This window comes from Sinorhizobium medicae (assembly GCF_007827695.1).
Lineage (GTDB): Bacteria > Pseudomonadota > Alphaproteobacteria > Rhizobiales > Rhizobiaceae > Sinorhizobium > Sinorhizobium medicae.
On the sequence record NZ_VITA01000012.1, the window covers coordinates 182,657 to 204,214 of the forward strand.

The following is a 21,558-nucleotide window of genomic DNA, read 5'->3' on the forward strand; positions in this document are numbered from 1 at the left end:
GCCCTCCCATTAAAATCAAACAGTTTTTCTAAATAGTACATAAAGAAAAATTAAGTAGACCTGAATGAACTGCCTTCCTATCGTTCCTCCTGTCGATTGATATGGGTTTGCTGCTTAAGCGAACTTAGGCCAGCGGCGGGAGCAATCGCTACAGAACGGCAAGAGCCGCTGTTGCCCTATCACCCAATCACAACTCGGCAAGAGAGCAGGACTCTGCACCTTCGTGCGGGCCGTTCGCGATATAAAGGGGAATGCAATGAAACTGATCAAGCTTCTCACGGCCGGTGTTTTTGCCGGTCTCGCCGTTACCACAGGTCAGGCGTCTGCCTCCGTCCTCGACACCGTCAAGCAGCGCGGCACACTGAACTGCGGCACCGACAACACCGCTCCCGGTTTCGGCTACCTCAATACGACCACAGGCCAGATGGAAGGGCTGGACGTAGACTTCTGCAGGGCGGTTGCAGCGGCGGTCCTCGGCGACGCGTCCAAGGTCAAATTCGTCACCGTAACGGACAAAAGCCGCTTCGACGCCGTCCTGACGAACCAGGTGGACGTCGTCTTCGCACACACGACCATGAAGCCGGCCCGCGAATCCTCGATCGCCATAGATTTTCTGCCGGTCAACTTCTATGACGGCACGGGTATCATGGTGAAGACGGATTCCGAGGTGGTGCAGTTCGCCGACCTCGAAGGTGCGACGTTCTGCACGACTCAGGGTTCCGTGACCGAAACCGTGCTTACCAGCGCTTTCAAGGCCAATGGATGGCAGGGCTCCAAGGTTCTCACCTACGAAAACCTCGAAAAGCTGTTCGCCGCGCTCAACTCCGGTCGCTGCAACGCGATGAGCACAGACAAGTCCGCGCTTGCGGCCTGGGCCGGCAACTCGCCGAAGCCGTCCGATTATCTCATCCTGCCGGAAACCCTCGACAAGTCGCCCTTCGCTGGTTTCGTCGCGGCCAATGATTCCAAATGGCGCAATGCGCTGCGCTGGATCACCTACGGCCTGTTCCAGGCGGAGGAGTCCGACATCACACAGGCCAATCTCGAAGAAAAGCTGAAGAGCGACGACCCGTTCGTTCAGAAGTTTCTCGGCGTGGGAGGCGGCTACGGCAAGGACTTCGGCCTTCCGGACGATTTCGTTGCGCAGGCCATAAAGGCGATGGGCAATTACGGCGAGATTTACGCCCGCAATCTCGGTCCGGATACGAGCATGTTCCTTGACCGGAAAGGTACGCCTAACGCTCTTTGGACAGAGGGCGGCGCGATCTACTCGCCCCTCTGGAACTGATCCTCTCTACTGACCGAGCCGAGGCGGACGACCCGCCTCGGCTCCTATCCCGGTTCCAGGTATCCCGACATGAATGTGCATCATGCGAAAGCGGCCGAACATGCGGTCGACGACGATCTCCTCTCCGCTCGCCGGCGCCGCAATCGGATCAGGTACGGAGCCACCCAGTTTGCCGTGATCGCGGCCGCGATCACCCTGGTGGTCCTTTTTGCGCTTGCCGTGAAGGAAGGACTTGCCCGGCACGGGATCAGGTTCAGCTTCTCGTTTCTATGGGACGCCGCCGGATTCGACCTCAGCGAGGGCAAAACCTTCGTCTTCGACGGCACGTTCTGGCTGGCCTTTACGGAGTTCACCTCGGAGCGTTCGATAGCGCAGGCATTCGCCGCCGGAATCGTGAACACCACCAAGGTGGCGGTTCTCGCCATTGTTCTGAGCACCATGCTCGGAGTCCTGCTCGGTGTAAGTCGGCTCTCCACCAATTGGGTGGCTCGGAGCCTTTCCTTCTGGTGCGTCGAGTTCGTCCGCAACACGCCGCTCCTTATCCAGCTCGTCTTCTGGTACTTCGCGGTCATCCTGCATTTCCCACCTATCGCGGCCGCGGCCGAATTCTACGGCGTCGTCATCAGCCAGCAAGGCCTCTTTTTTCCGGCCCTCGTCTGGAAGGGCGAAGGTTCGCCGGTCGCCATCGCAATGGCGACTGCTTGCTGGGTCGCAATTCTCGGACTGGTCTTCGACAAGCACAGACTGGTCCGCCGGGTTTGCATGGGTGCCATAGTCGTGCTTCCTTGCCTGATGCTGCTGACCGGGATCGTGGAACTGGATTTCCCCGTGGCATCGAAGTTTCGGGCCAAAGGTGGTACAGGCATGAGCCCCGAAATGGCGGCACTGCTTCTGGCGATCGTCGTCAACAGCGCTTCCTACATTGCGGAAATCGTGCGTGGAGCGATCGATGCCTTGCCAAAGGGGCAATGGGAGGCGGCAGCCTCCCTCGGACTGAGCCGCCGCGATACCGTCCACGACATCATTCTCCCGCAGGTCTTCCGGGTCGTGCTGCCTTCCTTCGGAAACCAGTATATCAGCCTCACGAAAAACACGGCCCTCGGCATTGCGGTCGGATATCCCGAACTCTTCAACATCTACGGCACCATAGCGAACCAAACGGGCCATAGCCTCGAAGGCATCCTCATCGTCATGGCGTCCTATCTGATCCTTAGCTGGGCTATCAGCGCGACCGTCGCCTGGGCCGACCGCCGCCTGAGCAAACGCGGAGCGATGTGATGATCGCCAGATTCCTGAAATGGTCGCGGCACAATCTGTTCGGCAAGCCGTTCGACATTCTGCTGTCTCTCACCGTCATACCCGGCTTTCTCTGGCTGGCCTACCAGGTCGCGGCCTGGACGGTTACGACGGCGCGATGGGAGATCATCCCCGAGAGCCTGCGGATCCTGATGATCGGCATTTTCCCGGCCGAGCAGGCATGGCGCGCCTGGGTCGCGATCATGATCATCGCCGCCCTCCTCGGCGCGGCGCTGGGATGCGTGTTCGCCTTCAGGAAGCGCCACGCGGCTGGCTTGCTCTTGGTGCTGGCTGCCGTCATCGCGCTTACGGGTTCAAAAGACCTGACGAATGCGCTCCTTACCGCCTCGACCATTGCGATCTTTGCGAGCGGCTGCGCGGCAATCTCGCTTATCCCCTTGCTTCGCAGAGCATTGTTGCCGGCTGGCTTCATTGCGCTGATCGCAATCTTCGCCGTCATGTCGCCGCCCGGCGCCGGCCTTTGGGGTGGCCTGCTCCTGAGCATTCTGCTGACGCTCGTGACATCGATTGTCTCGCTTCCGGTCGGAATCCTGCTCGCCTTTGGCCGCCGCAGCCGTTTCTCGAGCATGCGGTGGATCTGTATGGGCTATATCGAGGTGATGCGGTCCGTGCCATTGATCATGGTCGTCTACTGGATCTGGATTCTGATGCCAGTCCTGGCGCCGCAATTCGGCCTCGCGGACGTCGTGCGCGGCATGATCGGCTTCACCCTGTTCTATTCCGCCTATGTGGCCGAATATGTCCGGAGCGGCCTGCAAGCCGTTCCCCGCGAACAGACCGAGGCGGCCCGCTCGCTCGGCATGAGCGAGTTCGACATCAACCGCTCGATCGTACTGCCGCAGGCCCTTCGCGTGGCGGTGCCGCCGCTTGTCGGCAATGTGCTCGATATTTTCAATACGGCGCCGCTGGTCTTCATCATCGGCCTGACGGATTTTCTGCGCGCCGGTCAGATGATCCTGGCCAATCCCCAATATGGCGACCGGACCTATGAGGTCTACGCCTTCCTGTTTCTCACCTATTTCCTTGTCGGATCCCTGATAACCTTCGTCGCGCGCAGGCTCGAAACGCATCTTGCACGAGGCAATCGGTGACCGAAATGAGCCATGCTGGAGACAGTTCCATGAACGCCATCATCGAAATGAAGAACCTCAACAAGTTCTATGGAAGCCATCATGTTCTGAAGGATATCGATCTTTCCGTTTCGAGAGGCGAGGTCGTAGTGGTGGTCGGAGCAAGCGGCTCAGGAAAATCCACCCTGATCCGCTGCGTCAACGGCCTGGAAATGTACCAGAACGGCAGCCTGCTCGTGGACGGTTACCCCATGCCGGTCGAGGAGGACCGCCGCCTGGGAGGCGAACGTGAACTCGCTGCCATCCGCAAGGGTGTCGGAATGGTGTTCCAGCAGTTCAACCTGTTTCCGCACAAGACGGTCGTGGAGAACATCACGATTGCGCCGATGCGCGTGCACAGGAAGACCAGGCGAGAAGCCGAAGCAACTGCCCTCAAGCTTCTGGAACGCGTCGGGCTGGAGGCTCATGCGCACAAATATCCGGGCCAGTTGTCCGGGGGACAGCAGCAGCGTGTGGCAATCGCCCGCTCACTAGCCATGGAGCCGCACCTGATGCTTTTCGACGAACCGACCTCCGCTCTCGACCCGGAAATGATCGGCGAGGTGCTCGACGTCATGCGGGAACTGGCGGCAGACGGCATGACGATGATGATCGTGACGCATGAAATGGGGTTTGCGCGCGAGGTGGCGGATCGGATCGTTTATATCGACCAAGGCAGCATCCTGGAAATTGGAAAGCCGGACGCCTTTTTCGACAATCCGGAAAACGACCGTGCCCGCTCGTTCCTTGCCCGTGTGCTGAAGCACTGACCGCGTTTCTAGCGCTCCCGTCGGGTTGGGGCAATTCCAGGAAAATTTGCGTAGCGGTTTTCCGTCCGGAATTGCGGCAAAACAACCGGTTAGAGAGTATCCGCGATTCGGAGAAAGCGGAAATGCTCTAACGAAACGCGACCGCGAAATCTGTCTCGTAGTCGTCGGCCGGAAGCCTCCCCTCCGTCAACAGCACGGCACCAAGCCTGCCGATCTCGTCGGAGCTCTTGGCAGCCTGTCCGTTGCCGCCTGTAAGCACAGCGACACGATTGCTCGCAAAGCCTATATAGGGGTAGCCGTGACGCGTGAAAGCGGTGACGCAGGGTGAATGATGCGTCGAGACCGGCCTCAGTTCCGGGATCGTCTCTGCGAGGAGCCTGTGCATATGCGCGGCCGCTTCTGCGTTTGCGCCGCTTCGGAACCATGCCCTGACCGCCGGCTCGCTGGCAAGAATCCGATCGGTCGGATCGCCGCCGATCTTTATATAATGCTTGCCGTCGGGATAGGCGACCGGAGGCAACAGATAGTAGCTTCGCTCCTGTTCCGGCGCGGCGCCGATCAGCGACGGCATGCGCGTAAAGCGGGGGAGATCATCCGCCGCGACCTCGGCAAAGAGCACCGTACGCGCCTTCACCGTGAGATCGAGCGGACGCGGGAGCAGCGCCTCCGAAATCGAGAAGCCGCCTGCGGCGACAAGGACGCGGCCGGCGTGCAGCGAGTGCCCGCCGGCTGTCCCGACCACCACTCGATGCCGGCCGTCTTCGACCGATACGACCTCGGAACGGATCACCCGTGCGCCGGATTTTTCGGCCGCGATCGTCTGCGCGAGCACGAGCGAGCGCGGATTGATGTAGCCTGCACCACGGGCCTCATGGATGCCGGCAAAGCCTTGAGGAAAGCGGAACCAGGGAAATCGCGCGGCGAGGTCGCCGCCGGGGATCAGCGGTGCTTCGACACCGAGCCTGTCGCGGGCGCGCTCGACATTTTCCAGATAGTCAAATGCGCTGCCCGGAGCGGGCGCCGCAATCAGGCAACCGACCGGGAAGTGGAATTCGACACCGCTCTCCCTTGCAATTTCCGGATAGCGGTCGATCGAGCGACGCGCCAGTCGCGCCCAGACCGGATCATCGTCGATCGTGCGGGTGATGCGGGCATTGTCGTAGTGGCTGGCGAACACACCGCTGTGGTTCGCCCAGTCCTCCGGCTCGTCAGGCCCGACGAGAGCGACATCGGCGCCTGCTCTCGCCAGATGGCGCGCCGCTGCGGCACCCATCATGCCCTTGCCGATGATGACAAAGTCAACGCTCTCCGACATGCCCTTCCCCGATGTTTGCTTCGCGACCGGGATAGCATGCCGCTCGGGCCGCCGCACCGAGTTCCTTTGAATATTAACAACATGCCGGAACGCGATACCCGACCTTCAAGCGCTGGCAGGCGTGGCGCCGTAGATCACAACCAGTCGAGAATAGTCTTGACCTTGCCGCAATAGCGCTTCGAAACGGGATTCATCCGCTTCGCACCATGGCCCGCATTGTATTTGAGAATGGTGCCGCAGGTGGAGCCGTCCGAAAGCTCCTTGGCCTTTGCCAGGTATTTCATTCCGAACTTGATGTTGGTCTCAGGATCGAAGAGTTCCTTGACCGAGCCGGAATAACCCATCATCCGGGCCGTGGCCGGCTTGATCTGCATCAGTCCGACTTCCCCGGCGCGGCCGCGAGCCTTGGGATTGAAGTTGCTCTCGACCTGTACGACAGCGTGCGCCAGATCTACCGGAACGCCGTATTGCTTGGCATAGGACTGGATGAGGATCGTATATTGGGAGCCGCCAGGCAATGCGAGGTCAGGTTTTGGATAACCCGTGGTTCGGGTCACGGAAGGTATCGCAGAAGTCTTGACGGTTTTGTCGATGCCCCCTGCATACGACGTACCCATCCCGGCGATGAACATGCCAAGGCATGCCGCCGCCGCAGCAACAGACGCTATTCTCATTTAGTTTGAAGTCTCCGGTCTGGGGAACCGACCGCGCGGCGCACCCCACCGCTACGAGCAAATTTCCCGATCGTTTTCATTGACAAGAGTGCCGCGCTCGGCGCCACATCTCCTGCAGTTGATGCAGCGGAAATGACCGGGCTATCATGGTAAACATGTGGCAGGACGACAAAATCGTGCACGAAAATCAACCGAACGCTAAATTAGGCCGGAGGAAAATCGTCGTTCAGTCGTTAAGATTCGGCAGCGCGGACAGCAGACGGTGCAGGGTATCGATGGTGGAAACGTCGGCAATTCCATCCACTCGCGATTGCCGGAAATGGCGCTGAAACGCCGCGACGGCGCCTTCGGTTTTCTGGCAGAATTCTCCTGTTATTTCAACGCCGTAGCCGTAAAGCAGGAGCATCGACTGAAGTGCTTCCACCGGTTGCCCGCAGTCGCCGCACTGGAAGAAGCGCCCGCCCCTCACCGGCGCGGGTTCCACCCAGTGTCCGACCCCGCGACGAAACAACACATCCCAAGGAAAATTTTCTCCAGGATCAACCTTGCGAATCGGCGCAATATCGCTGTGAGCAAGCACCCTCTCGGGGGCAATTTCCCAGCGTTCGCCACAGTCCAGACATAATTCGGCGACCGCCGCGACCTGCGCCTTAGGAAAGTCCGGCAGACCGCCCGGATGGCCGGCATTGGCGATCTCGATCCCGATCGAGCAGGAATTGATATCCGTCTCACCCTTCCAGAAGCTTTTGCCCGCGTGCCAGGCCCGGCGCTCTTCCGGCACCAACTGGGCAATGCGCCCTTCCTCATCGACGAAGTAATGGCAGGAGACCTGGCTTTCCTTGCGACAGAGCCAATCGAGCGCAGAAGCCGCCGTCTCCATGCCGGTGTAGTGAAGTATGATCATATCGGGCCTGCGCCCACCGGCGCGCTCGCCGTGGTTGGGCGAAGGCACGAGACGGGCGCCGGGGAAGTCGCAGGTGCTGGATGTCATGCGGCCCGGCGTTCTCTTTCAATTGCCTCGTAAGCCGCGTTGAGCACGGCCATGCGATCGTTGGCGATCGCGTGGAACTCCTCCGGCACGCCACGCGCCACGAGCATGTCCGGGTGGTTCTCGGACACCAGGACGCGGTATCGCTTTCGGATGGCGGCAAAGTCATCCCGGGGCGAAACGCCGAGCACCTGATAGGGATCGCGGTCGTCGCCATGAACGTGACGCGCCATGATCCGCCCGAAATGCTCGTCGTCCATCTTGAAGATCTCAGCCACGTGCCTCAGGAACGTCAGTTCCTTCTCATGCACTGCCCCGTCGGACTTCGCTATGTGGAAGAGCCCGTCGACGATATCTTCGAGGATTGGACAATTCTTCTCGCAGGAGGAGCAAAGCGAAGCCATCTTCTCCGCATAGGCCTCATACCCGGCAACATCCTGGCGCGCGAGATTGTAGAGGCGCGCGACGTTCTTCGCCTGATCCACGGGAAACTTGAAGATGTCTCTAAACGCGGTCACCTCGGCCTCGTTCACGATGCCGTCGGCCTTCGCCATTTTCGCCGAAAGGGCGATCATTGCGACAGAAAAGGCGACCTTTCGCCGCGTTTCCGGATCTCCTTCGAAGAGCGTCCGAACCGCCTCGACCACTCCTGTAAGCGCATTACCGGTGGCCGCGACGATCTTGAGAAGGTTGTCCCAAAATGACATGAGTGCGATTGTTCCCTGTCCACCACGAGAGCATGAACTTAAGTGGTGGCGATTTGCAAGCGGCAGAGCCGCGTCAGCCTTGATGGATGACGGATTTGTGATGGCCCCTCAATAATTCATATCGCCACAAATCTCAATCGAATTCCTGGAGCACGCTGTGCGACCATTTGAACACAACGTATGGCGCTGGCTTCCGTTGCAAACCACTTCCGACTTTTTCACCATCCACAGACCTGTCATTTTATTTCCATCGGATTTGCGTTAGACCACCGTTATCTTTGATCGAAGGCAAGGATTGTCCGGACGCGATCGAATCCAGAAGCGATCGCCTCATGTCGGAATCCGAAGGAGGACCCATGGCCAAGAAGAAAGTCGCAATGCTGACGGCGGGCGGGCTTGCACCCTGCCTTTCATCCGCTGTCGGCGGGCTGATCGGACGCTACACGGACGTCGCGCCGGACTATGAGCTCGTGGCCTATCGTTCCGGCTATCAGGGCCTGCTTCTCGCCGACCGGATCGAAATTACCCCGGCAATGCGCGAGCGCGCGCATGTGCTTCACCGGCACGGCGGATCGCCGATCGGCAATAGCCGGGTGAAGCTTACGAATACCGCAGATTGCGTGAAGCGCGGCTTGGTCAAGGAAGGTGAAAACCCGCTTCGCGTGGCCGCAGAAAGGCTCGCCTCCGACGGCATCAGCATTCTGCACACGATCGGCGGCGACGACACCAACACCACCGCAGCCGACCTCGCGGCCTATCTGGGCGCCAACGGCTACGATCTGACGGTCGTCGGCCTGCCGAAGACGGTCGACAACGACGTCGTGCCGATCCGTCAGTCGCTCGGCGCCTGGACAGCGGCCGAATACGGCGCCCGCTTCTTCGACCATGTCAGTAACGAACAAAGCGCCGCGCCGCGCACCCTCGTGGTTCACGAGGTCATGGGCCGTCATTGCGGCTGGCTGACTGCAGCAACCGCGCGCGCCTACATGCAGATGGCCGGCAACAAGGATTATGTCGACGGCTTCATGATGAACGCCCAGTTGAAGAATATCGACGGGCTCTATCTGCCGGAGATGAAATTCGATCTCGAATCAGAAGCCGAGCGCCTGCGCGACGTAATGGATCGTGTCGGCTTCGTTACTCTGTTCGTCAGTGAAGGTGCCTGCCTGGACGCCATTGTCGCCGAACGAGAGGCCGCCGGAGAGACGGTCAAGCGCGATGCTTTCGGTCACGTGAAGATCGACACGATCAATGTCGGCAACTGGTTCTCCAAGCAGTTTGCAGCGCTCCTCGGCGCCGAGCGCTCCATGGTGCAGAAGTCCGGCTACTATGCCCGATCGGCGCCCGCCAACGGCGACGATCTGCGCCTCATCCAGAGCATGGTCGATCTGGCGGTCGAAAGTGCACTCAACAAGGTCTCCGGCGTGACCGGCCATGACGAGGACCAGGGAGGGCGGCTCCGTACGATCGAGTTTCCGCGCATCAAGGGCGGAAAGCATTTCGACACATCCGTGAAGTGGTTCGGCGAGGTGATGAATGCCGTGGGCCAGAAATGGCAGGCCGCCGACTGACGAATGCCGAACGGTTCGCTGTTTTCTGAAACGGCGAACCGCTTCCTGCCCGAATACGTTTAAGACAGCCGTTGACGGCGGCGCGCGGGCATGGCTCCCTCCTTTTCAGAAGCCATTCAAACGGGGAGCCTCTTGATGTCCTTCGAACACTGGTTCGCCTTCGCCGCCGCATCGGCCGTGCTGCTTGCAATTCCCGGCCCCACTATTCTTCTCGTAATCTCCTACGCGCTCGGCCATGGCCGAAAGATTCCGGGAGCGACGGTCGCAGGTGTCGCCCTTGGTGATTTCACGGCAATGACCGCATCGATGCTCGGTCTTGGCGCCCTGCTCGCAACCTCGGCCGCCGTTTTCACCGTATTGAAGTGGATAGGCGCTGCCTATCTTGTCTGGCTCGGAATCAAGCTCTGGAAGGCGCCCGTCGAAAGCGACACGGGCAGCCTCCGGAAGAGTCCCGTCGAAAGGCCATCGCGAATCTTCATCCATACCTATGCGGTCACCGCGCTCAATCCGAAAAGCATTCTCTTCTTCGTCGCTTTCCTGCCCCAGTTCCTCGATCTGTCTCGGCCGCTTTTCACCCAGATGGCCATCTTCGAGACGACCTTCCTGGTACTCGCGACAGTCAACGCGGCGCTCTACGCCTGGCTTGCCGCCGCGGCCGGCAGCACCATCCGCAGGCCCAGTGTTCGGCGCATCGTTAACCGCGTCGGCGGTTCGCTGCTTATCGGCGCCGGCCTGCTGACGGCCGGCCTGAAACGCGTCACGTCTTGAAAGCTGCGCTCGCCTGCTTGCCGCCACCGGCGGCATAGGTTAATGGAAATTCACGCGAAGCGGGTGGCACCCGCTGATTTGCCGGGGCTGCGGGGCCCAGAAGCACGAAAGTGACAACATGGCGCATTTCCGTATCCCCCTTTCGAAACGGGCACTCACCGCCGTGTCCGTCGTGTCCGTCGTCGTTGCTTCGGGCTGTTCAACGGTGGAGCATACATCGCTTGCGGAGTTGACGGCGGTACAGACAGTAACGCCCCTGCCGAAGCCCGGAACGGAAACCACGGCTTATGCGCTGCCTTCGCCGATCGGTGCCGCGTCGAGCACAACGGCAGCACTGAGCGCGCAGACCTCGCCCACGGTGCCGGCAAGCGCCACAACGGCAGATGCTGGAGCGAACACGGCGCCCGCCACGGACGCGACCCTGGCCTTTGCCGCACCTCGCTCCGCTGCGGTGCCGGCGGAGAAGCCCGCCCAAGTCTTTGACGTGGCCATGGCGACACCCGCCTTGCCGAATCTCTCCCAGGCCGCTGCCCCGATCCAAAAGAACGCTGAACAACCCGCCCCCTTCATCGGAATTGCCGCCTCCTGGGATTCGGATTTCGACACCGGCGAGCCTGTCGGACTTGAAACACTCGTGGCCAAGCGCATGATCGTGCCGACGGAGCGCCCGAAGACGGACCTGATCGGCACGGCCGTCGATGCGGCAGTGGGTGCGGTCGCAAGCGCTATCCCCGAGTCGTTGAAGTTTTCGAAGACACCGACCAGTTCGCGGCCCGAACTCGACAGGATGATCAAATATTATGCCGAGCTGAACGGTCTGCCTCTCGACCTGGTGCATCGGGTGGTCAAGCGGGAGAGCAACTACAATCCGCGCGCCTATAGCAAGGGCAATTACGGGCTGATGCAGATTCGCTATAACACCGCCAAAGGTCTTGGCTATGAAGGGTCGGCCGAGGGCCTTTTCGATGCGGAAACCAACCTCAAATATGCGACTAGATACCTGCGCGGAGCGTGGATGGTTGCCGACAACAAGAATGACGGCGCGGTCAAGCTCTACGCCAGCGGCTATTATTACCATGCCAAGCGCAAGGGCATGCTGGACGAGCTGAACATGAGGTGAGGCGCGGCAAGGCTGCGGTCGTTTCGCCCAGCCGGACCTGCTCAATCGAGCGAATCAATAATCTTCGCGTTCAGCTTCTGCACGTCGTAGCGGAGCCGCGACGGTGTCAGCCCCAGTCGGACCACAGCGAGGCGTAACGAGGGGGCGATCATGATCGCCTGCCCGTCATGCCCGAGCATCCAGAATGTGTCTGAAGGAAAATTGGCCGTTCCGGCGCGGATACCGTTTTCCTGAAGCCAAACCTGGCCGCCCCCGTAATCACCGCCGGAAGCCGCCGTCGGCGTGCGCATGAACGTCACATATCCCTCCGGCAGCAGCCGCCTGCCCTTCCAGCTTCCGTCCTGAAGCAGAAACTCCGCGAAGCGCGCCCAATCCCGCGCCGAAGCATACATATAGGAAGAGCCGACGAAGGTTCCGCTCGCATCCGTTTCCATGACCGCGCTTGTCATTCCGAGCGGGGCGAAGAGTGCCTCGTGCGGATAGGCCAGGGCCTCCGCCGGATCCGCGAATGTCTGCATCCAGAGGCGGGATAGAAGGTTGCTCGTTCCGCTCGAATAGGCGAATTTCGTGCCCGGATCGGCTCCCAACGGTTTCGCGGCGACGAAGCCGGCCATGTCGTTTTCCAGGAAGAGCATGCGGGTGACGTCGGTAACGTCGCCGTAATCCTCGTTGAAGGTCAGTCCGCTCTGCATCGCGAGAAGATCGGTGAGCTTGATGCGAGCCCGGTCGTCGCCGTTCCATTCGGGCACCAGATTGGCCCGGGTCAGATCCATCCGCCCATCGGCAATGCGCCGGCCGATGATCGCCGCCGTCACGGATTTCGTCATCGACCAGCCGAGCAAGGGTGTGTTCCGGTCAAAACCAGGCGCATAGGTCTCCGCAACCAGCCTGCCGTCCCGGATAACGACGATCGCACGCATACCAGGACCTGCCAATGCCGGGTTCTCCACAAGCTTTTGTATGGCCGGGTCCGTGTCGGCCTTGTCCCCTTCGGGCCAGCTGACGTTCGGTTTATGGACGACGGATATCGCCGCCCTCTCAGCCTCGCGCAGTCCGGCGATGGCTTCGGCGCTGCCTCCGCTCACATTGGTGCAGCCCCGGCGCGGGCGGTAGACGGCTCTGCCAGGCGCGGCAAAGCCCATCATACGCGCCGTCACGCTCTGCTCTTCCCGATCGACCGAAACGCGCACGAGCTTCAGCAGCGGATGGCCAGGCGCCTGCACGTCATCAGCGAGCACGTCCTGCGGATCGCGTCCGGCGAGGAACACATTGGAGCAGACGATCTTGGCGGCGTACCCATCGCCGAGCGTGAGGAGCTCAGGCGGAAACAGGACCAGCCAGCCGAAAAAGGAAGCGAGCGCCGCCATCGCCAATCCGCCAAGCGTCTTCAGCAGACCCTGCATTCTCGTCCTCCTGGTTGCCTGCTTCTCTGTCTCTGGACACAACATGCAACAGGTCAGAATACTACAGCAACTTTCGCGCTTCCGGCTGCTGTACCCGACGGGCGCATATTGAAGCCGGCACGTCTGCCACATCCGCGGGGCCAGTCCGCAACCCGTCATCAAAGTGTAGCCGAGTCACCTTAGAACCGGCTCAGTTTCAACTGGATGACAGGCAAGATGACGGACCTCGCCAGAGATGCCGGTTTCGGCAAGAAGAATCCGAAACTGAAAAGTGCGCTCCTCCAGCATAGGGCTCTTTCCCTCGCCGGCCTTTCGGAGCGCCTGTTCGGTCTGCTCTTTTCCGGGCTCGTCTATCCTCAGATCTGGGAGGATCCGATCGTCGACATGGAGGCGATGCGGATCCGCCCCGGACACCGGATCGTTACGATCGGTTCCGGCGGCTGCAACATGCTGACCTATCTCTCTGCCCAGCCGGCCCGCATCGACGTGGTCGACCTCAATCCTCATCACGTCGCACTCAACCGGCTCAAATTGTCGGCTTTTCGCCATCTGCCTAACCATAAGGACGTGGTGCGGTTCCTCGCCGTCGAAGGCACGCGCTCGAACAGGCACGCCTACAGCATGTTCCTTGCGCCGAAGCTCGATCGGTTCACCCGTGACTACTGGAACGGCCGTGACCTGACCGGCCGCAGGCGCATCGGAGTCTTCGAGCGCAACATCTACCGAACCGGCCTACTCGGCCGTTTCATCACGGCAAGCCATGTCCTCGCGCGCCTGCACGGCATAAATCCCGAAGATTTCGTGAAGGCGCGTTCCTTGCGCGAGCAGCGGCAATTCTTCGAAGACAAGCTTGCTCCGCTCTTCGACCGCCCGGTCATTCGCTGGATCACGAGCCGCAAGAGCTCGCTTTTCGGCCTCGGCATCCCACCGCAGCAGTTCGACGAGCTCGCGCGCTTGAGCCAGGAGAAATCGCTTGCCGCGGTGCTGCGCCATCGCCTCGAGAAACTGACCTGCCATTTTCCGCTTCGCGAGAACTACTTTGCCTGGCAGGCATTTGCGCGGCGTTACCCGCGCCCCGACGAGGGCGAGCTGCCGGCCTATCTCCAGGCGAAGCACTATGAGGCAATCCGCCGGGGTGCCGAGCGGGTCAAGGTCCATCATGCGAGCTTCACGGAGCTGCTTGCCGGCAAACCCGCTGCCTCCGCCGACCGCTACGTGCTTCTCGACGCGCAGGACTGGATGAGCGACCTGCAGTTGAACGATCTCTGGACGGAGATCACGCGCACCGCTGACGCCGGCGCGGTGGTCATTTTCCGCACGGCAGCCGAGGCAAGCATTCTGCCGGGACGCCTTTCGCCCACTCTCCTCGACCAATGGCATTATGATACCGAGACTTCGGCGAAACTTGGCGCCGAGGATCGATCGGCGATCTATGGCGGCTTCCACATCTACCGGAAGAAGGCATGAGCGCCATGCAGACCGCGGCTGACAGCCATGCGCATCTCATGGACCGGATGTACCGCCATCAGCGTTATATCTATGACTTCACCCGCAAATACTACCTCTTCGGCCGCGATACCCTGCTCCGTGAGCTGACCCCGGCGCCCGGTGCCTCCATTCTCGAAGTGGGCTGCGGCACGGGCCGAAATCTGGCGATGATCGGCGATCTCTATCCCGGTGTCCGCCTTTTCGGACTCGATATCTCGGCGGAAATGCTGGCGGCCGCCAAAACCAAGCTCCGGCGCCAGGGCCGGCCGGATAGCTTCCTGCGCGTTGCTGACGCGACCGATTTCACAGCCGCGTCCTTCGGTCAGAATGGCTTCGACCGGATCGTGATCTCCTATGCCCTCTCGATGGTACCCGATTGGGAAAGGGCGATCGATGCCGCGATCGCCGCGCTAAACCCGGGAGGCTCGCTGCATATTGCCGACTTCGGCCAGCAGGAAGGCTGGCCCGCCGGGTTCCGCCGCTTGCTTCAGGCATGGCTCGGACGTTTCCATGTCACACCGCGCGAATCGCTTTTCGACGTGATGCGCAAAAAAGCCCAGACGAACGGATCCTCGCTCGAGGTCAGATCGTTCGGCAGGGGCTATGCCTGGCTCGTAGTCTATCGCCGGCCCGCAGCATGCTTCCCCTGATCTTGTTCGACGATCCGCAAAAGGCGGAAATGTTCTAAAAGAGTTGCGGGGGAAGAGCGCCGTGCTGCAATTCATACTTGAGCTAACGCAATTTTTACGATGTTATGGTGAAAAGGAGGCCACACCTCCCTGGGGAACTCACCAACTATGGAAATCATCGCGTGAGGCAAGATCGTCTTTCGTCTGCAAGCGGAGCCCTCATGCGCCGGTTGTTCGTGGCTTTGCTGCCCATCGCAGCCATCCTGTCCTCCTGCACGTCGACCGACTACGACCTCATCAAGACGGCTTCCATACAGCCTCGCTTCCACGACACGGATCCGCAGGATTTCGGCGGCAACACGCCACACCATCACAACGTTCACGGAATTGACGTCTCCAAGTGGAATGGCGACATCGACTGGCGCAAGGTCAAGAATTCCGGCGTGTCCTTCGCTTTCATCAAGGCCACGGAAGGCAAGGACAGAGTGGACGCCCGTTTCCACGAATACTGGCCCCAGGCGCGCGCCGCCGGCATCGCCTACGCGCCCTACCATTTCTATTATTTCTGCTCGACCGCCGATGCGCAGGCCAATTGGTTCATCGCCAATGTGCCGAAGAGCGCCGTCTACCTGCCGCCCGTCCTGGACGTCGAGTGGAATGGCGAATCCAAGACCTGCCGCACCCGACCGGCGCCCGAGACGGTGCGCTCCGAAATGAAGCGCTTCATGGATCGGCTCGAGGCACATTACGGCAAACGGCCAATCATCTACACGTCGGTCGATTTTCATCGCGACAATCTGGTCGGCGCCTTCAATGACTATCATTTCTGGGTGCGGTCCGTCGCCAAGCACCCGAAGGATATCTACGTCGATCGCCGGTGGGCCTTCTGGCAATATACCAGCACAGGCGTGATCCCCGGCATCCAAGGCAGCACGGACATCAACGCCTTCGCAGGCTCCCACAGAAATTGGAAGAAGTGGGTCGCGACTGTTTCGCAGGCGAGATAGACCACAAGAAGCAGCGGCGTGCTCTGCATTTCTTCATTCGGTCATAATGCTCTGAGAGAGCACCGGCAGTCACCCTCGACAGAGTTCAGGCCCGGCGGCACTTTGTGCGGCCGGCCACGGAAAGGAATTGCAATGACAGGCCTAGCGCGCAAAGCCCTTCTCTCCCTCGGATTGCTCGCGGTTGCCGGCGCGCCGGCCCTGGCGCAAGCTCCGGCTCAGCCACGAAATCCGGCCGTTGCGTGCGGCGGCGATCTCGCCACGTTCCTCGCGGGAATCAAGGCGGAAGCGATTGCCAAGGGCATCCCCGCAGACGCGGCAGAGCGGGCGCTTGCGGGCGCCGCTATCGACCAGAAAGTGCTGAGCCGCGACCGGGCGCAAGGGGTATTCAAGCAGACCTTCACGGAGTTCTCGAAGCGAACCGTCAGCAAGTCGCGCCTCGACATCGGTGCACGGAAGATGCGGGAATATGCCGAAGTCTTTGCCCGGGCCGAGCAGGAATTCGGCGTGCCGGCGCCCGTGATCACCGCGTTTTGGGCGATGGAAACTGACTTCGGCGCCGTACAGGGTGATTTCAATACGTTGAACGCATTGGTGACGCTCGCACATGACTGCCGCCGCCCGGAAATGTTCCGGCCGCAACTCCTCGCCGCGATCGAAATGGTTCAGCACGGCGATCTCGATCCCGCGACGACGACCGGTGCATGGGCGGGCGAGATCGGCCAGGTGCAGATGCTGCCGGAAGATATCATTGCCTATGGCATCGACGGCGACGGCGACGGCCATGTCAATCTCAAGACGAGCTCTCCGGATGCGATCCTGACGGCGGCTAAATTCATTCAGAGCCTCGGTTTCAAGGCCGGCGAGCCGTGGATCCAGGAAGTCCGGGTCCCGGATCAGCTTCCCTGGGAGAAGACGGGCCTGCAGCCGGGAATGACGGCCGGCGACTGGTTTGCTCTCGGCGTCACCCCGCGGGACGGCAACACGTCCAACAGTGCGCTCGAAGCTTCGCTCGTCCTCCCTCAGGGCCGCAAGGGCGCCGCCTTCCTGACCTATCCGAACTTCAACATCTATCTCGAGTGGAACCAGTCCTTCATATACACCACCTCCGCCGCCTACTTCGCGACCCGACTGGCCGGCGCCCCCCCTTATCAGCAGGGCAACCCGGAACCCGGGCTCGGCGACGCCGAGATGAAGGCCCTGCAGACCCGATTGCAGGCACTTGGTCACGACGTCGGCAAGATCGACGGGATCCTCGGCTCGGGCACGCGTGCTGCGCTGCAGAAGGAACAGCTGAAACTCGGGCTTCCCGCGGACGGTTGGGCAACGCAGAATCTCCTGGAGGCGCTCTGAGAGCGTTCGGCGTTTTGCTGAGACGCCTTTTCGGGCCAGGCAAATTCGGACAGAATGGCATGCCCGACCTTTCCTGAAGGCGCTCCGGGATTTCCGCCTACTTGCAGGCGACACAAGAAGCGGGTGGCGACACCCGCTTCGCTGGCGTATTGCTTACGCCAGTCCAACATCCCCGGCCAGCCCCTGCCTGAGCCCGGCGGCTCCAGCGCAGGCGAGATATGGCTTCACCCGCAAATTCCATCAGCACTCAGATGACGTTGCGTCTCTGGGCACTGCTCGCGCTACTCGGCCTCATCTGGGGCGGGTCCTTTTTCTTCGCCCGCGTGGCAGTTGCCCATGTGCCGCCGTTCACCCTCGTGTTCATGCGCCTGAGCCTCGCAGCTCTCGCCCTGCATTTCTATCTTCTCGGGCGCCACGGCATCTACCAGGCGCTTGCAGAACGCTGGCGCGAATTCCTGCTGATGGGGCTCATCAACAACGCCATTCCGCATGCTTTCATTTTTCTCGGCCAGACGCATATAGGTGCCGGTCTCGCTGCCATCCTCAACGCGACGACGCCGATCTGGACGGTCGTCATCGCAAACGTCGCGACCGAGGACGAAAAGCTCAGCGTCGCCAAGTTCAGCGGTTGCCTGCTCGGGCTTGCCGGTACCATCGTGCTCATAGGTCCGAGCGCAGCGGCAGGGCTCTTCGGCACGGCCGGCGACGTGCCGCTCTGGGCACTCGTTCTGCCGGTACTCGCCGCTGGAAGCTACGGTCTCTCCGGCAGCTATGGCAAACGCTTCCGCGATCTGGCACCGCCGGTGACCGCCGCAGGTCAGCTGACCGCATCGACGCTTGTCATGCTGCCGGTCGCCGTGCTCGTCGATACGCCTTGGGCCATGCCGATGCCGCCGCTCACCACAGTGCTCGCCATCCTCGGCTTGGCGCTCGTGTCGACCGCCTATGCCTACATCCTGTTCTTCCGGATCATGGCTGAAGCAGGCGCCACGAACACTTCGCTGGTAACGCTGCTGGTGCCGCCAAGCGCCATCCTGCTCGGATATCTCTTTCTGGGAGAAACGCTGCAGGCGACGGACCTCGCCGGAATGCTGCTCATTGCCGCCGGTCTGGTTGTCCTTGACGGGCGCATCCTGAGGCTCGGAATTTTCCCGGGACGGTGATCCCACCGCCGTCGCCGAGCCCACGTCCGGTGTGCGGCGATTCACCGATTCATCGTCACGTCACCCGCTCACGCAGCGTTACAGGCGGTTACGTTAACCTTCTGGCAGCAATTGTGAATAAACTGTGTCTTTCGAAAATCGCCCTTATTCCAGCTAGTTAGGTCCGATCTCCGGAAAATTCGGCGCTCGGCGTTCGCAGTGCAGCACAAGTTTCGCTTTCACCCGCCGTTTTTTCGCCCTATGTTTTAACCCGTAACGCAGGGAGGATCAGCTTATGGGACTTGCGCACTCGTTTAACGTCCTAATGATCAGTGCAGCGTTCGCATTCGTGGCCATAATGCTTTTCGTGTGATTCAGGCCACTGAAAGTCCGCCGAAGCAGGGGCTTCCGGAAAAGCCATTTCAAAGCGAGGCAGGTCAAACGGGCCGCTCAGGCATTTATTGACAGGCTGTAACAACAGAAAGCCCATGAACGCCGCTGCGTTCATGGGCTTTCTCCATGGTCATCGTAGTTCGCAGGACGGCAAACGTCACCCGGTCGCGGCCGCCCGGAACGAGCGCTCGGTGTCTACCGGCTGAGCCGACGCGCGTTCCGCTTCATAGCCGATCAATCCGCAAACGGCCGTGACGAGTTGCGGGCGGTTCATCGTATAGAGATGAAAGTCGTTGACGCCGCGCCGCACGAGATCGGCAATCTGCTCGGCCGCGATATGGGCTGCCTCCCTGAAGCGCTCCTCCGGTCGGTCGTTTAAGGGACCGAGCCGCGAAATAAGCGACTCCGGTACCCTGGCGCCACAAAGTCCGGCGAATTTCTGCACCTGGGCGAGGTTGTTGATCGGCAGTATTCCCGGCACGACCGGTATCCCGATGCCGGCGCGCCGTACGCGTTCCAGATAGCGCTCGAAGTCGTCATTGTCGAAGAAGAACTGCGTGAGTGCACGCGTCGCGCCCTTGTCGACCTTACGCTTCAGCATGTCTATGTCGGCAGCGACGTCGGAGCTTTCCGGATGCTTCTCAGGATAGGCCGAGACAGAGATCTCGAAATCGCCTCGTGCCCGCAGAGCCTTGACGAGGTCCGCGGCATTTTCATAGCCGCCCGGAAAAGGCTCATAGACGCTGCCGATCCCGCCTTGGGGGTCGCCCCTCAACGCCACGAAATGGCGTACTCCGCAAGCCACGAACTCGTCGACGACCGCGTCCACATCCGCCTTCGGCGCGCCAACACAGGTGAGGTGCGCCGCCGTATTCCCGATTGCCATCTCCCCGATCATCCGCTTAACCGTCGTCAGGGAGCGCGCCTTGGTCGACCCGCCGGCACCGTAGGTGACGGTGACGAAGGCGGGCGCGAAGACGGAGAGAGCCGTTACGGTTTGAAACAGCTGAGCCTCCATCTCGTCATTCTTCGGAGGAAAGTATTCGAAAGAAAATCTGATCCCGCGGCAGTCCACGGCATTGGGCAACCGTCCGTTCATTCTCAAACTCCCCCTGCATGAAGGCGCTGGCGCGGCATGTCGGCAACGGATTCGACCGCGCGCTGATCGCGCGCCAGCCAGATGGTGACAGTCAGTTTCCCCTCCTGCCCGCCTTCCGGCGCAAGGTCGGTTGTTTTTTCGAGCGAGAGATTTGCCTTCTGCAGCCAATCGCCCATTGTCTGGTGCGAGAAGCCGAGGCGCGCATGGGCGTGCTCGTCACGCAGATGTTCAAGACCATGCGGCGCGAAGTCGATGATGACGAGCCGACCGCCCGGTACCAGCATGCGCGCGGCCTCGGCAATGGCGGCTTCCGGCTCCTCGAGATAGTGCAGCACCTGATGGATCGTGACGAGATCGAAGGACTGCCCGTCGAGCGGCAGGTTGAAGATATCGCCGTGGCGGATTGAAGCCTTGGTGATGCCGGCCCTGTCCAGATTGGATCGCGCGACCGCCAGCATGTCACGGCTGGCGTCGACGCCGATGCCGCGCCGGTAGATGCCCTCGAACAGCTGCAGGATGCGTCCCGTTCCGGTACCGAGATCGAGCAAGCTGTCGACCGGCTCGTCGCCGACCATCGCCTTGAGCGCCGCCTCGACATCGCCTTCGGCGATATGCAGACGTCTGAGCTTGTCCCATTCGGCCGCGTTGCGGCTGAAATAGGCCTGCGCCTTCTCGGCTCTGGTTCTTTTCAGCGTAGCAAGACGGATTGCGTCCCTCGCCAGAATTGCATCGTCGGCCGCGGCCGAGGCGAGCAGTTCCCGGATCAGCGCGACGCGACGGCCCTCCTGCCGCAAACGGAAATAGGCCCAGGCGCCTTCCTGGTATCTGTCGATGAGCGCGACTTCGGCGAGCAATTTAAGATGGCGGGAAATACGCGGCTGCGACTGACCGAGAATTTCGGTAAGATCGGTCACCGTCAGGTCGCCGGCCGAGAGCAGCGCCAGCAGGCGCATGCGCGTCGGCTCGCCCGCCGCCTTCAAGACGTCGACCAGCGAATCCAAACCAAGCATTTCCCGATCAGCCATCGTCTTCCCCATCAACACATAAAGATATGTTTATGTGATTTGCGTCGGCCGCGCAAGAGATTTGCGCGGGGAGACAACGGAATGACGCATGGAGGATAAGCGCGGATCAGTTGCCGGCTCGCCACCTGACCGTAGCTGTCGCCGCAGGTCTCTGGCGCGGCAGACGCGCACACTCCTCCATGCCTGTGCTCGTCACAGGAATCCGGCCAGACCGGGTCCTCGGGCTGGAATGTCGCTTCCGCGCCGCAGACGCGGTGCTGCCGGATCTCTGTGACAAGGCATGAGAAAGGATCGGAGTGCGCGTTCCCGCGGGCATCCCGATCAATTGCAAGGCAGTCGACACACTCCCCTCATGCCTGTGCGTGCCACAGGCACCCAGCTACGGCGCGTCCGCG

At 61.0% G+C, this 21,558-nt stretch carries 20 protein-coding genes; 12 read left to right on the top strand and 8 right to left on the bottom strand.

Annotation, left to right across the window (positions count from 1 at the left end; translation table 11 throughout):
• Positions 1–256 precede the first annotated feature (256 nt).
• From FB009_RS20760 to FB009_RS20775, 4 genes are all read left to right on the top strand, one after another.
• A complete protein-coding gene (locus FB009_RS20760; RefSeq protein ID WP_011976228.1) occupies positions 257–1,288 on the top strand; it encodes a transporter substrate-binding domain-containing protein in 1,032 nt (343 codons plus the stop codon).
• 69 nt (positions 1,289–1,357) lie between these two features.
• The gene (locus FB009_RS20765; RefSeq protein ID WP_011976229.1) at positions 1,358–2,566 is read left to right on the top strand and encodes an ABC transporter permease subunit; all 1,209 of its coding nucleotides are present in this window, start codon (positions 1,358–1,360) and stop codon (positions 2,564–2,566) included.
• The gene (locus FB009_RS20770) at positions 2,566–3,696 is read left to right on the top strand and encodes an amino acid ABC transporter permease (protein ID WP_011976230.1); all 1,131 of its coding nucleotides are present in this window, start codon (positions 2,566–2,568) and stop codon (positions 3,694–3,696) included. Before FB009_RS20765 ends, FB009_RS20770 begins: the two co-directional genes overlap by 1 nt.
• 29 nt (positions 3,697–3,725) lie before the next feature.
• Positions 3,726–4,484: an amino acid ABC transporter ATP-binding protein gene (locus tag FB009_RS20775; protein WP_011976231.1), complete on the top strand. Its 759-nt coding sequence runs from the start codon at positions 3,726–3,728 to the stop codon at positions 4,482–4,484.
• 127 nt (positions 4,485–4,611) lie between these two features.
• On the opposite strand, the gene FB009_RS20780 is transcribed toward FB009_RS20775, so the two are convergent.
• From FB009_RS20780 to FB009_RS20795, 4 genes are all read right to left on the bottom strand, one after another.
• Positions 4,612–5,799 (bottom strand): NAD(P)/FAD-dependent oxidoreductase, encoded by a 1,188-nt coding sequence (locus tag FB009_RS20780; protein WP_011976232.1) that lies wholly within the window; start codon positions 5,797–5,799, stop codon positions 4,612–4,614.
• Positions 5,800–5,933: 134 nt separating this feature from the next.
• A complete protein-coding gene (locus FB009_RS20785; protein ID WP_011976233.1) occupies positions 5,934–6,473 on the bottom strand; it encodes a lytic transglycosylase domain-containing protein in 540 nt (179 codons plus the stop codon).
• 226 nt (positions 6,474–6,699) lie between these two features.
• Entirely contained in the window at positions 6,700–7,464 is a 765-nt protein-coding gene (locus tag FB009_RS20790) for an N-acetylmuramoyl-L-alanine amidase (RefSeq protein ID WP_011976234.1), read from the bottom strand.
• The gene (locus FB009_RS20795) at positions 7,461–8,168 is read right to left on the bottom strand and encodes a J domain-containing protein (protein ID WP_011976235.1); all 708 of its coding nucleotides are present in this window, start codon (positions 8,166–8,168) and stop codon (positions 7,461–7,463) included. Before FB009_RS20795 ends, FB009_RS20790 begins: the two co-directional genes overlap by 4 nt.
• A 356-nt stretch (positions 8,169–8,524) precedes the next feature.
• On the opposite strand from FB009_RS20795, the gene FB009_RS20800 reads away from it, so the two are divergent.
• The 3 genes from FB009_RS20800 to FB009_RS20810 all read left to right on the top strand — a co-directional run bounded on the left by FB009_RS20800 (position 8,525) and on the right by FB009_RS20810 (position 11,627).
• Positions 8,525–9,739: a pyrophosphate--fructose-6-phosphate 1-phosphotransferase gene (locus FB009_RS20800; RefSeq protein WP_011976236.1), complete on the top strand. Its 1,215-nt coding sequence runs from the start codon at positions 8,525–8,527 to the stop codon at positions 9,737–9,739.
• Positions 9,740–9,874: 135 nt separating this feature from the next.
• A complete protein-coding gene (locus FB009_RS20805; protein ID WP_011976237.1) occupies positions 9,875–10,507 on the top strand; it encodes a LysE family translocator in 633 nt (210 codons plus the stop codon).
• A 118-nt stretch (positions 10,508–10,625) separates the two neighbouring features.
• A complete protein-coding gene (locus tag FB009_RS20810; protein ID WP_011976238.1) occupies positions 10,626–11,627 on the top strand; it encodes a lytic transglycosylase domain-containing protein in 1,002 nt (333 codons plus the stop codon).
• Between the two features lie 41 nt (positions 11,628–11,668).
• On the opposite strand, the gene FB009_RS20815 is transcribed toward FB009_RS20810, so the two are convergent.
• A complete protein-coding gene (locus tag FB009_RS20815; RefSeq protein ID WP_011976239.1) occupies positions 11,669–13,030 on the bottom strand; it encodes a serine hydrolase domain-containing protein in 1,362 nt (453 codons plus the stop codon).
• A 216-nt stretch (positions 13,031–13,246) separates the two neighbouring features.
• Between FB009_RS20815 and FB009_RS20820 the strand changes: the two genes are divergently transcribed.
• The 5 genes from FB009_RS20820 (at position 13,247) to FB009_RS20840 (ending at position 18,667) form a co-directional block, all read left to right on the top strand.
• Positions 13,247–14,497, top strand: a complete 1,251-nt coding sequence (locus tag FB009_RS20820) for a DUF3419 family protein (protein ID WP_024311516.1) — start codon at positions 13,247–13,249, stop codon at positions 14,495–14,497.
• The gene (locus tag FB009_RS20825; RefSeq protein ID WP_011976241.1) at positions 14,494–15,168 is read left to right on the top strand and encodes a class I SAM-dependent methyltransferase; all 675 of its coding nucleotides are present in this window, start codon (positions 14,494–14,496) and stop codon (positions 15,166–15,168) included. Before FB009_RS20820 ends, FB009_RS20825 begins: the two co-directional genes overlap by 4 nt.
• 200 nt (positions 15,169–15,368) lie before the next feature.
• Positions 15,369–16,154, top strand: a complete 786-nt coding sequence (locus FB009_RS20830) for a glycoside hydrolase family 25 protein (protein ID WP_011976242.1) — start codon at positions 15,369–15,371, stop codon at positions 16,152–16,154.
• 132 nt (positions 16,155–16,286) lie between these two features.
• Entirely contained in the window at positions 16,287–17,504 is a 1,218-nt protein-coding gene (locus FB009_RS20835) for a lytic murein transglycosylase (protein ID WP_011976243.1), read from the top strand.
• 218 nt (positions 17,505–17,722) lie between these two features.
• Positions 17,723–18,667, top strand: a complete 945-nt coding sequence (locus FB009_RS20840) for a DMT family transporter (RefSeq protein WP_011976244.1) — start codon at positions 17,723–17,725, stop codon at positions 18,665–18,667.
• 301 nt (positions 18,668–18,968) lie between these two features.
• Here the strand turns inward: FB009_RS20840 and FB009_RS20845 are convergent, their stop codons facing one another.
• The 3 genes from FB009_RS20845 to FB009_RS20855 are packed head-to-tail and all read right to left on the bottom strand — an operon-like array spanning position 18,969 to position 21,163.
• Positions 18,969–19,154 (bottom strand): hypothetical protein, encoded by a 186-nt coding sequence (locus tag FB009_RS20845; protein WP_020487246.1) that lies wholly within the window; start codon positions 19,152–19,154, stop codon positions 18,969–18,971.
• 42 nt (positions 19,155–19,196) lie between these two features.
• Positions 19,197–20,138, bottom strand: a complete 942-nt coding sequence (metF, locus tag FB009_RS20850) for a methylenetetrahydrofolate reductase [NAD(P)H] (RefSeq protein ID WP_011976245.1) — start codon at positions 20,136–20,138, stop codon at positions 19,197–19,199.
• A 2-nt stretch (positions 20,139–20,140) separates the two neighbouring features.
• Positions 20,141–21,163 carry an ArsR/SmtB family transcription factor gene (locus tag FB009_RS20855; RefSeq protein WP_011976246.1) on the bottom strand — a complete coding sequence of 341 codons (1,023 nt, stop codon included), beginning with the start codon at positions 21,161–21,163 and terminating at the stop codon, positions 20,141–20,143.
• Between the last annotated feature and the right edge of the window lie 395 nt (positions 21,164–21,558).

Coding starts and splice junctions, on each gene's coding strand:
- FB009_RS20760 (WP_011976228.1), top strand. CDS start 257: ATGAAACTGATCAAGCTTCTCACGGCCGGTGTTTTTGCCGGTCTCGCC.
- FB009_RS20765 (WP_011976229.1), top strand. CDS start 1,358: ATGAATGTGCATCATGCGAAAGCGGCCGAACATGCGGTCGACGACGAT.
- FB009_RS20770 (WP_011976230.1), top strand. CDS start 2,566: ATGATCGCCAGATTCCTGAAATGGTCGCGGCACAATCTGTTCGGCAAG.
- FB009_RS20775 (WP_011976231.1), top strand. CDS start 3,726: ATGAACGCCATCATCGAAATGAAGAACCTCAACAAGTTCTATGGAAGC.
- FB009_RS20780 (WP_011976232.1), bottom strand. CDS start 5,799: ATGTCGGAGAGCGTTGACTTTGTCATCATCGGCAAGGGCATGATGGGT.
- FB009_RS20785 (WP_011976233.1), bottom strand. CDS start 6,473: ATGAGAATAGCGTCTGTTGCTGCGGCGGCGGCATGCCTTGGCATGTTC.
- FB009_RS20790 (WP_011976234.1), bottom strand. CDS start 7,464: ATGACATCCAGCACCTGCGACTTCCCCGGCGCCCGTCTCGTGCCTTCG.
- FB009_RS20795 (WP_011976235.1), bottom strand. CDS start 8,168: ATGTCATTTTGGGACAACCTTCTCAAGATCGTCGCGGCCACCGGTAAT.
- FB009_RS20800 (WP_011976236.1), top strand. CDS start 8,525: ATGGCCAAGAAGAAAGTCGCAATGCTGACGGCGGGCGGGCTTGCACCC.
- FB009_RS20805 (WP_011976237.1), top strand. CDS start 9,875: ATGTCCTTCGAACACTGGTTCGCCTTCGCCGCCGCATCGGCCGTGCTG.
- FB009_RS20810 (WP_011976238.1), top strand. CDS start 10,626: ATGGCGCATTTCCGTATCCCCCTTTCGAAACGGGCACTCACCGCCGTG.
- FB009_RS20815 (WP_011976239.1), bottom strand. CDS start 13,030: ATGCAGGGTCTGCTGAAGACGCTTGGCGGATTGGCGATGGCGGCGCTC.
- FB009_RS20820 (WP_024311516.1), top strand. CDS start 13,247: ATGACGGACCTCGCCAGAGATGCCGGTTTCGGCAAGAAGAATCCGAAA.
- FB009_RS20825 (WP_011976241.1), top strand. CDS start 14,494: ATGAGCGCCATGCAGACCGCGGCTGACAGCCATGCGCATCTCATGGAC.
- FB009_RS20830 (WP_011976242.1), top strand. CDS start 15,369: ATGCGCCGGTTGTTCGTGGCTTTGCTGCCCATCGCAGCCATCCTGTCC.
- FB009_RS20835 (WP_011976243.1), top strand. CDS start 16,287: ATGACAGGCCTAGCGCGCAAAGCCCTTCTCTCCCTCGGATTGCTCGCG.
- FB009_RS20840 (WP_011976244.1), top strand. CDS start 17,723: ATGGCTTCACCCGCAAATTCCATCAGCACTCAGATGACGTTGCGTCTC.
- FB009_RS20845 (WP_020487246.1), bottom strand. CDS start 19,154: ATGAACGCAGCGGCGTTCATGGGCTTTCTGTTGTTACAGCCTGTCAAT.
- metF (WP_011976245.1), bottom strand. CDS start 20,138: ATGAACGGACGGTTGCCCAATGCCGTGGACTGCCGCGGGATCAGATTT.
- FB009_RS20855 (WP_011976246.1), bottom strand. CDS start 21,163: ATGGCTGATCGGGAAATGCTTGGTTTGGATTCGCTGGTCGACGTCTTG.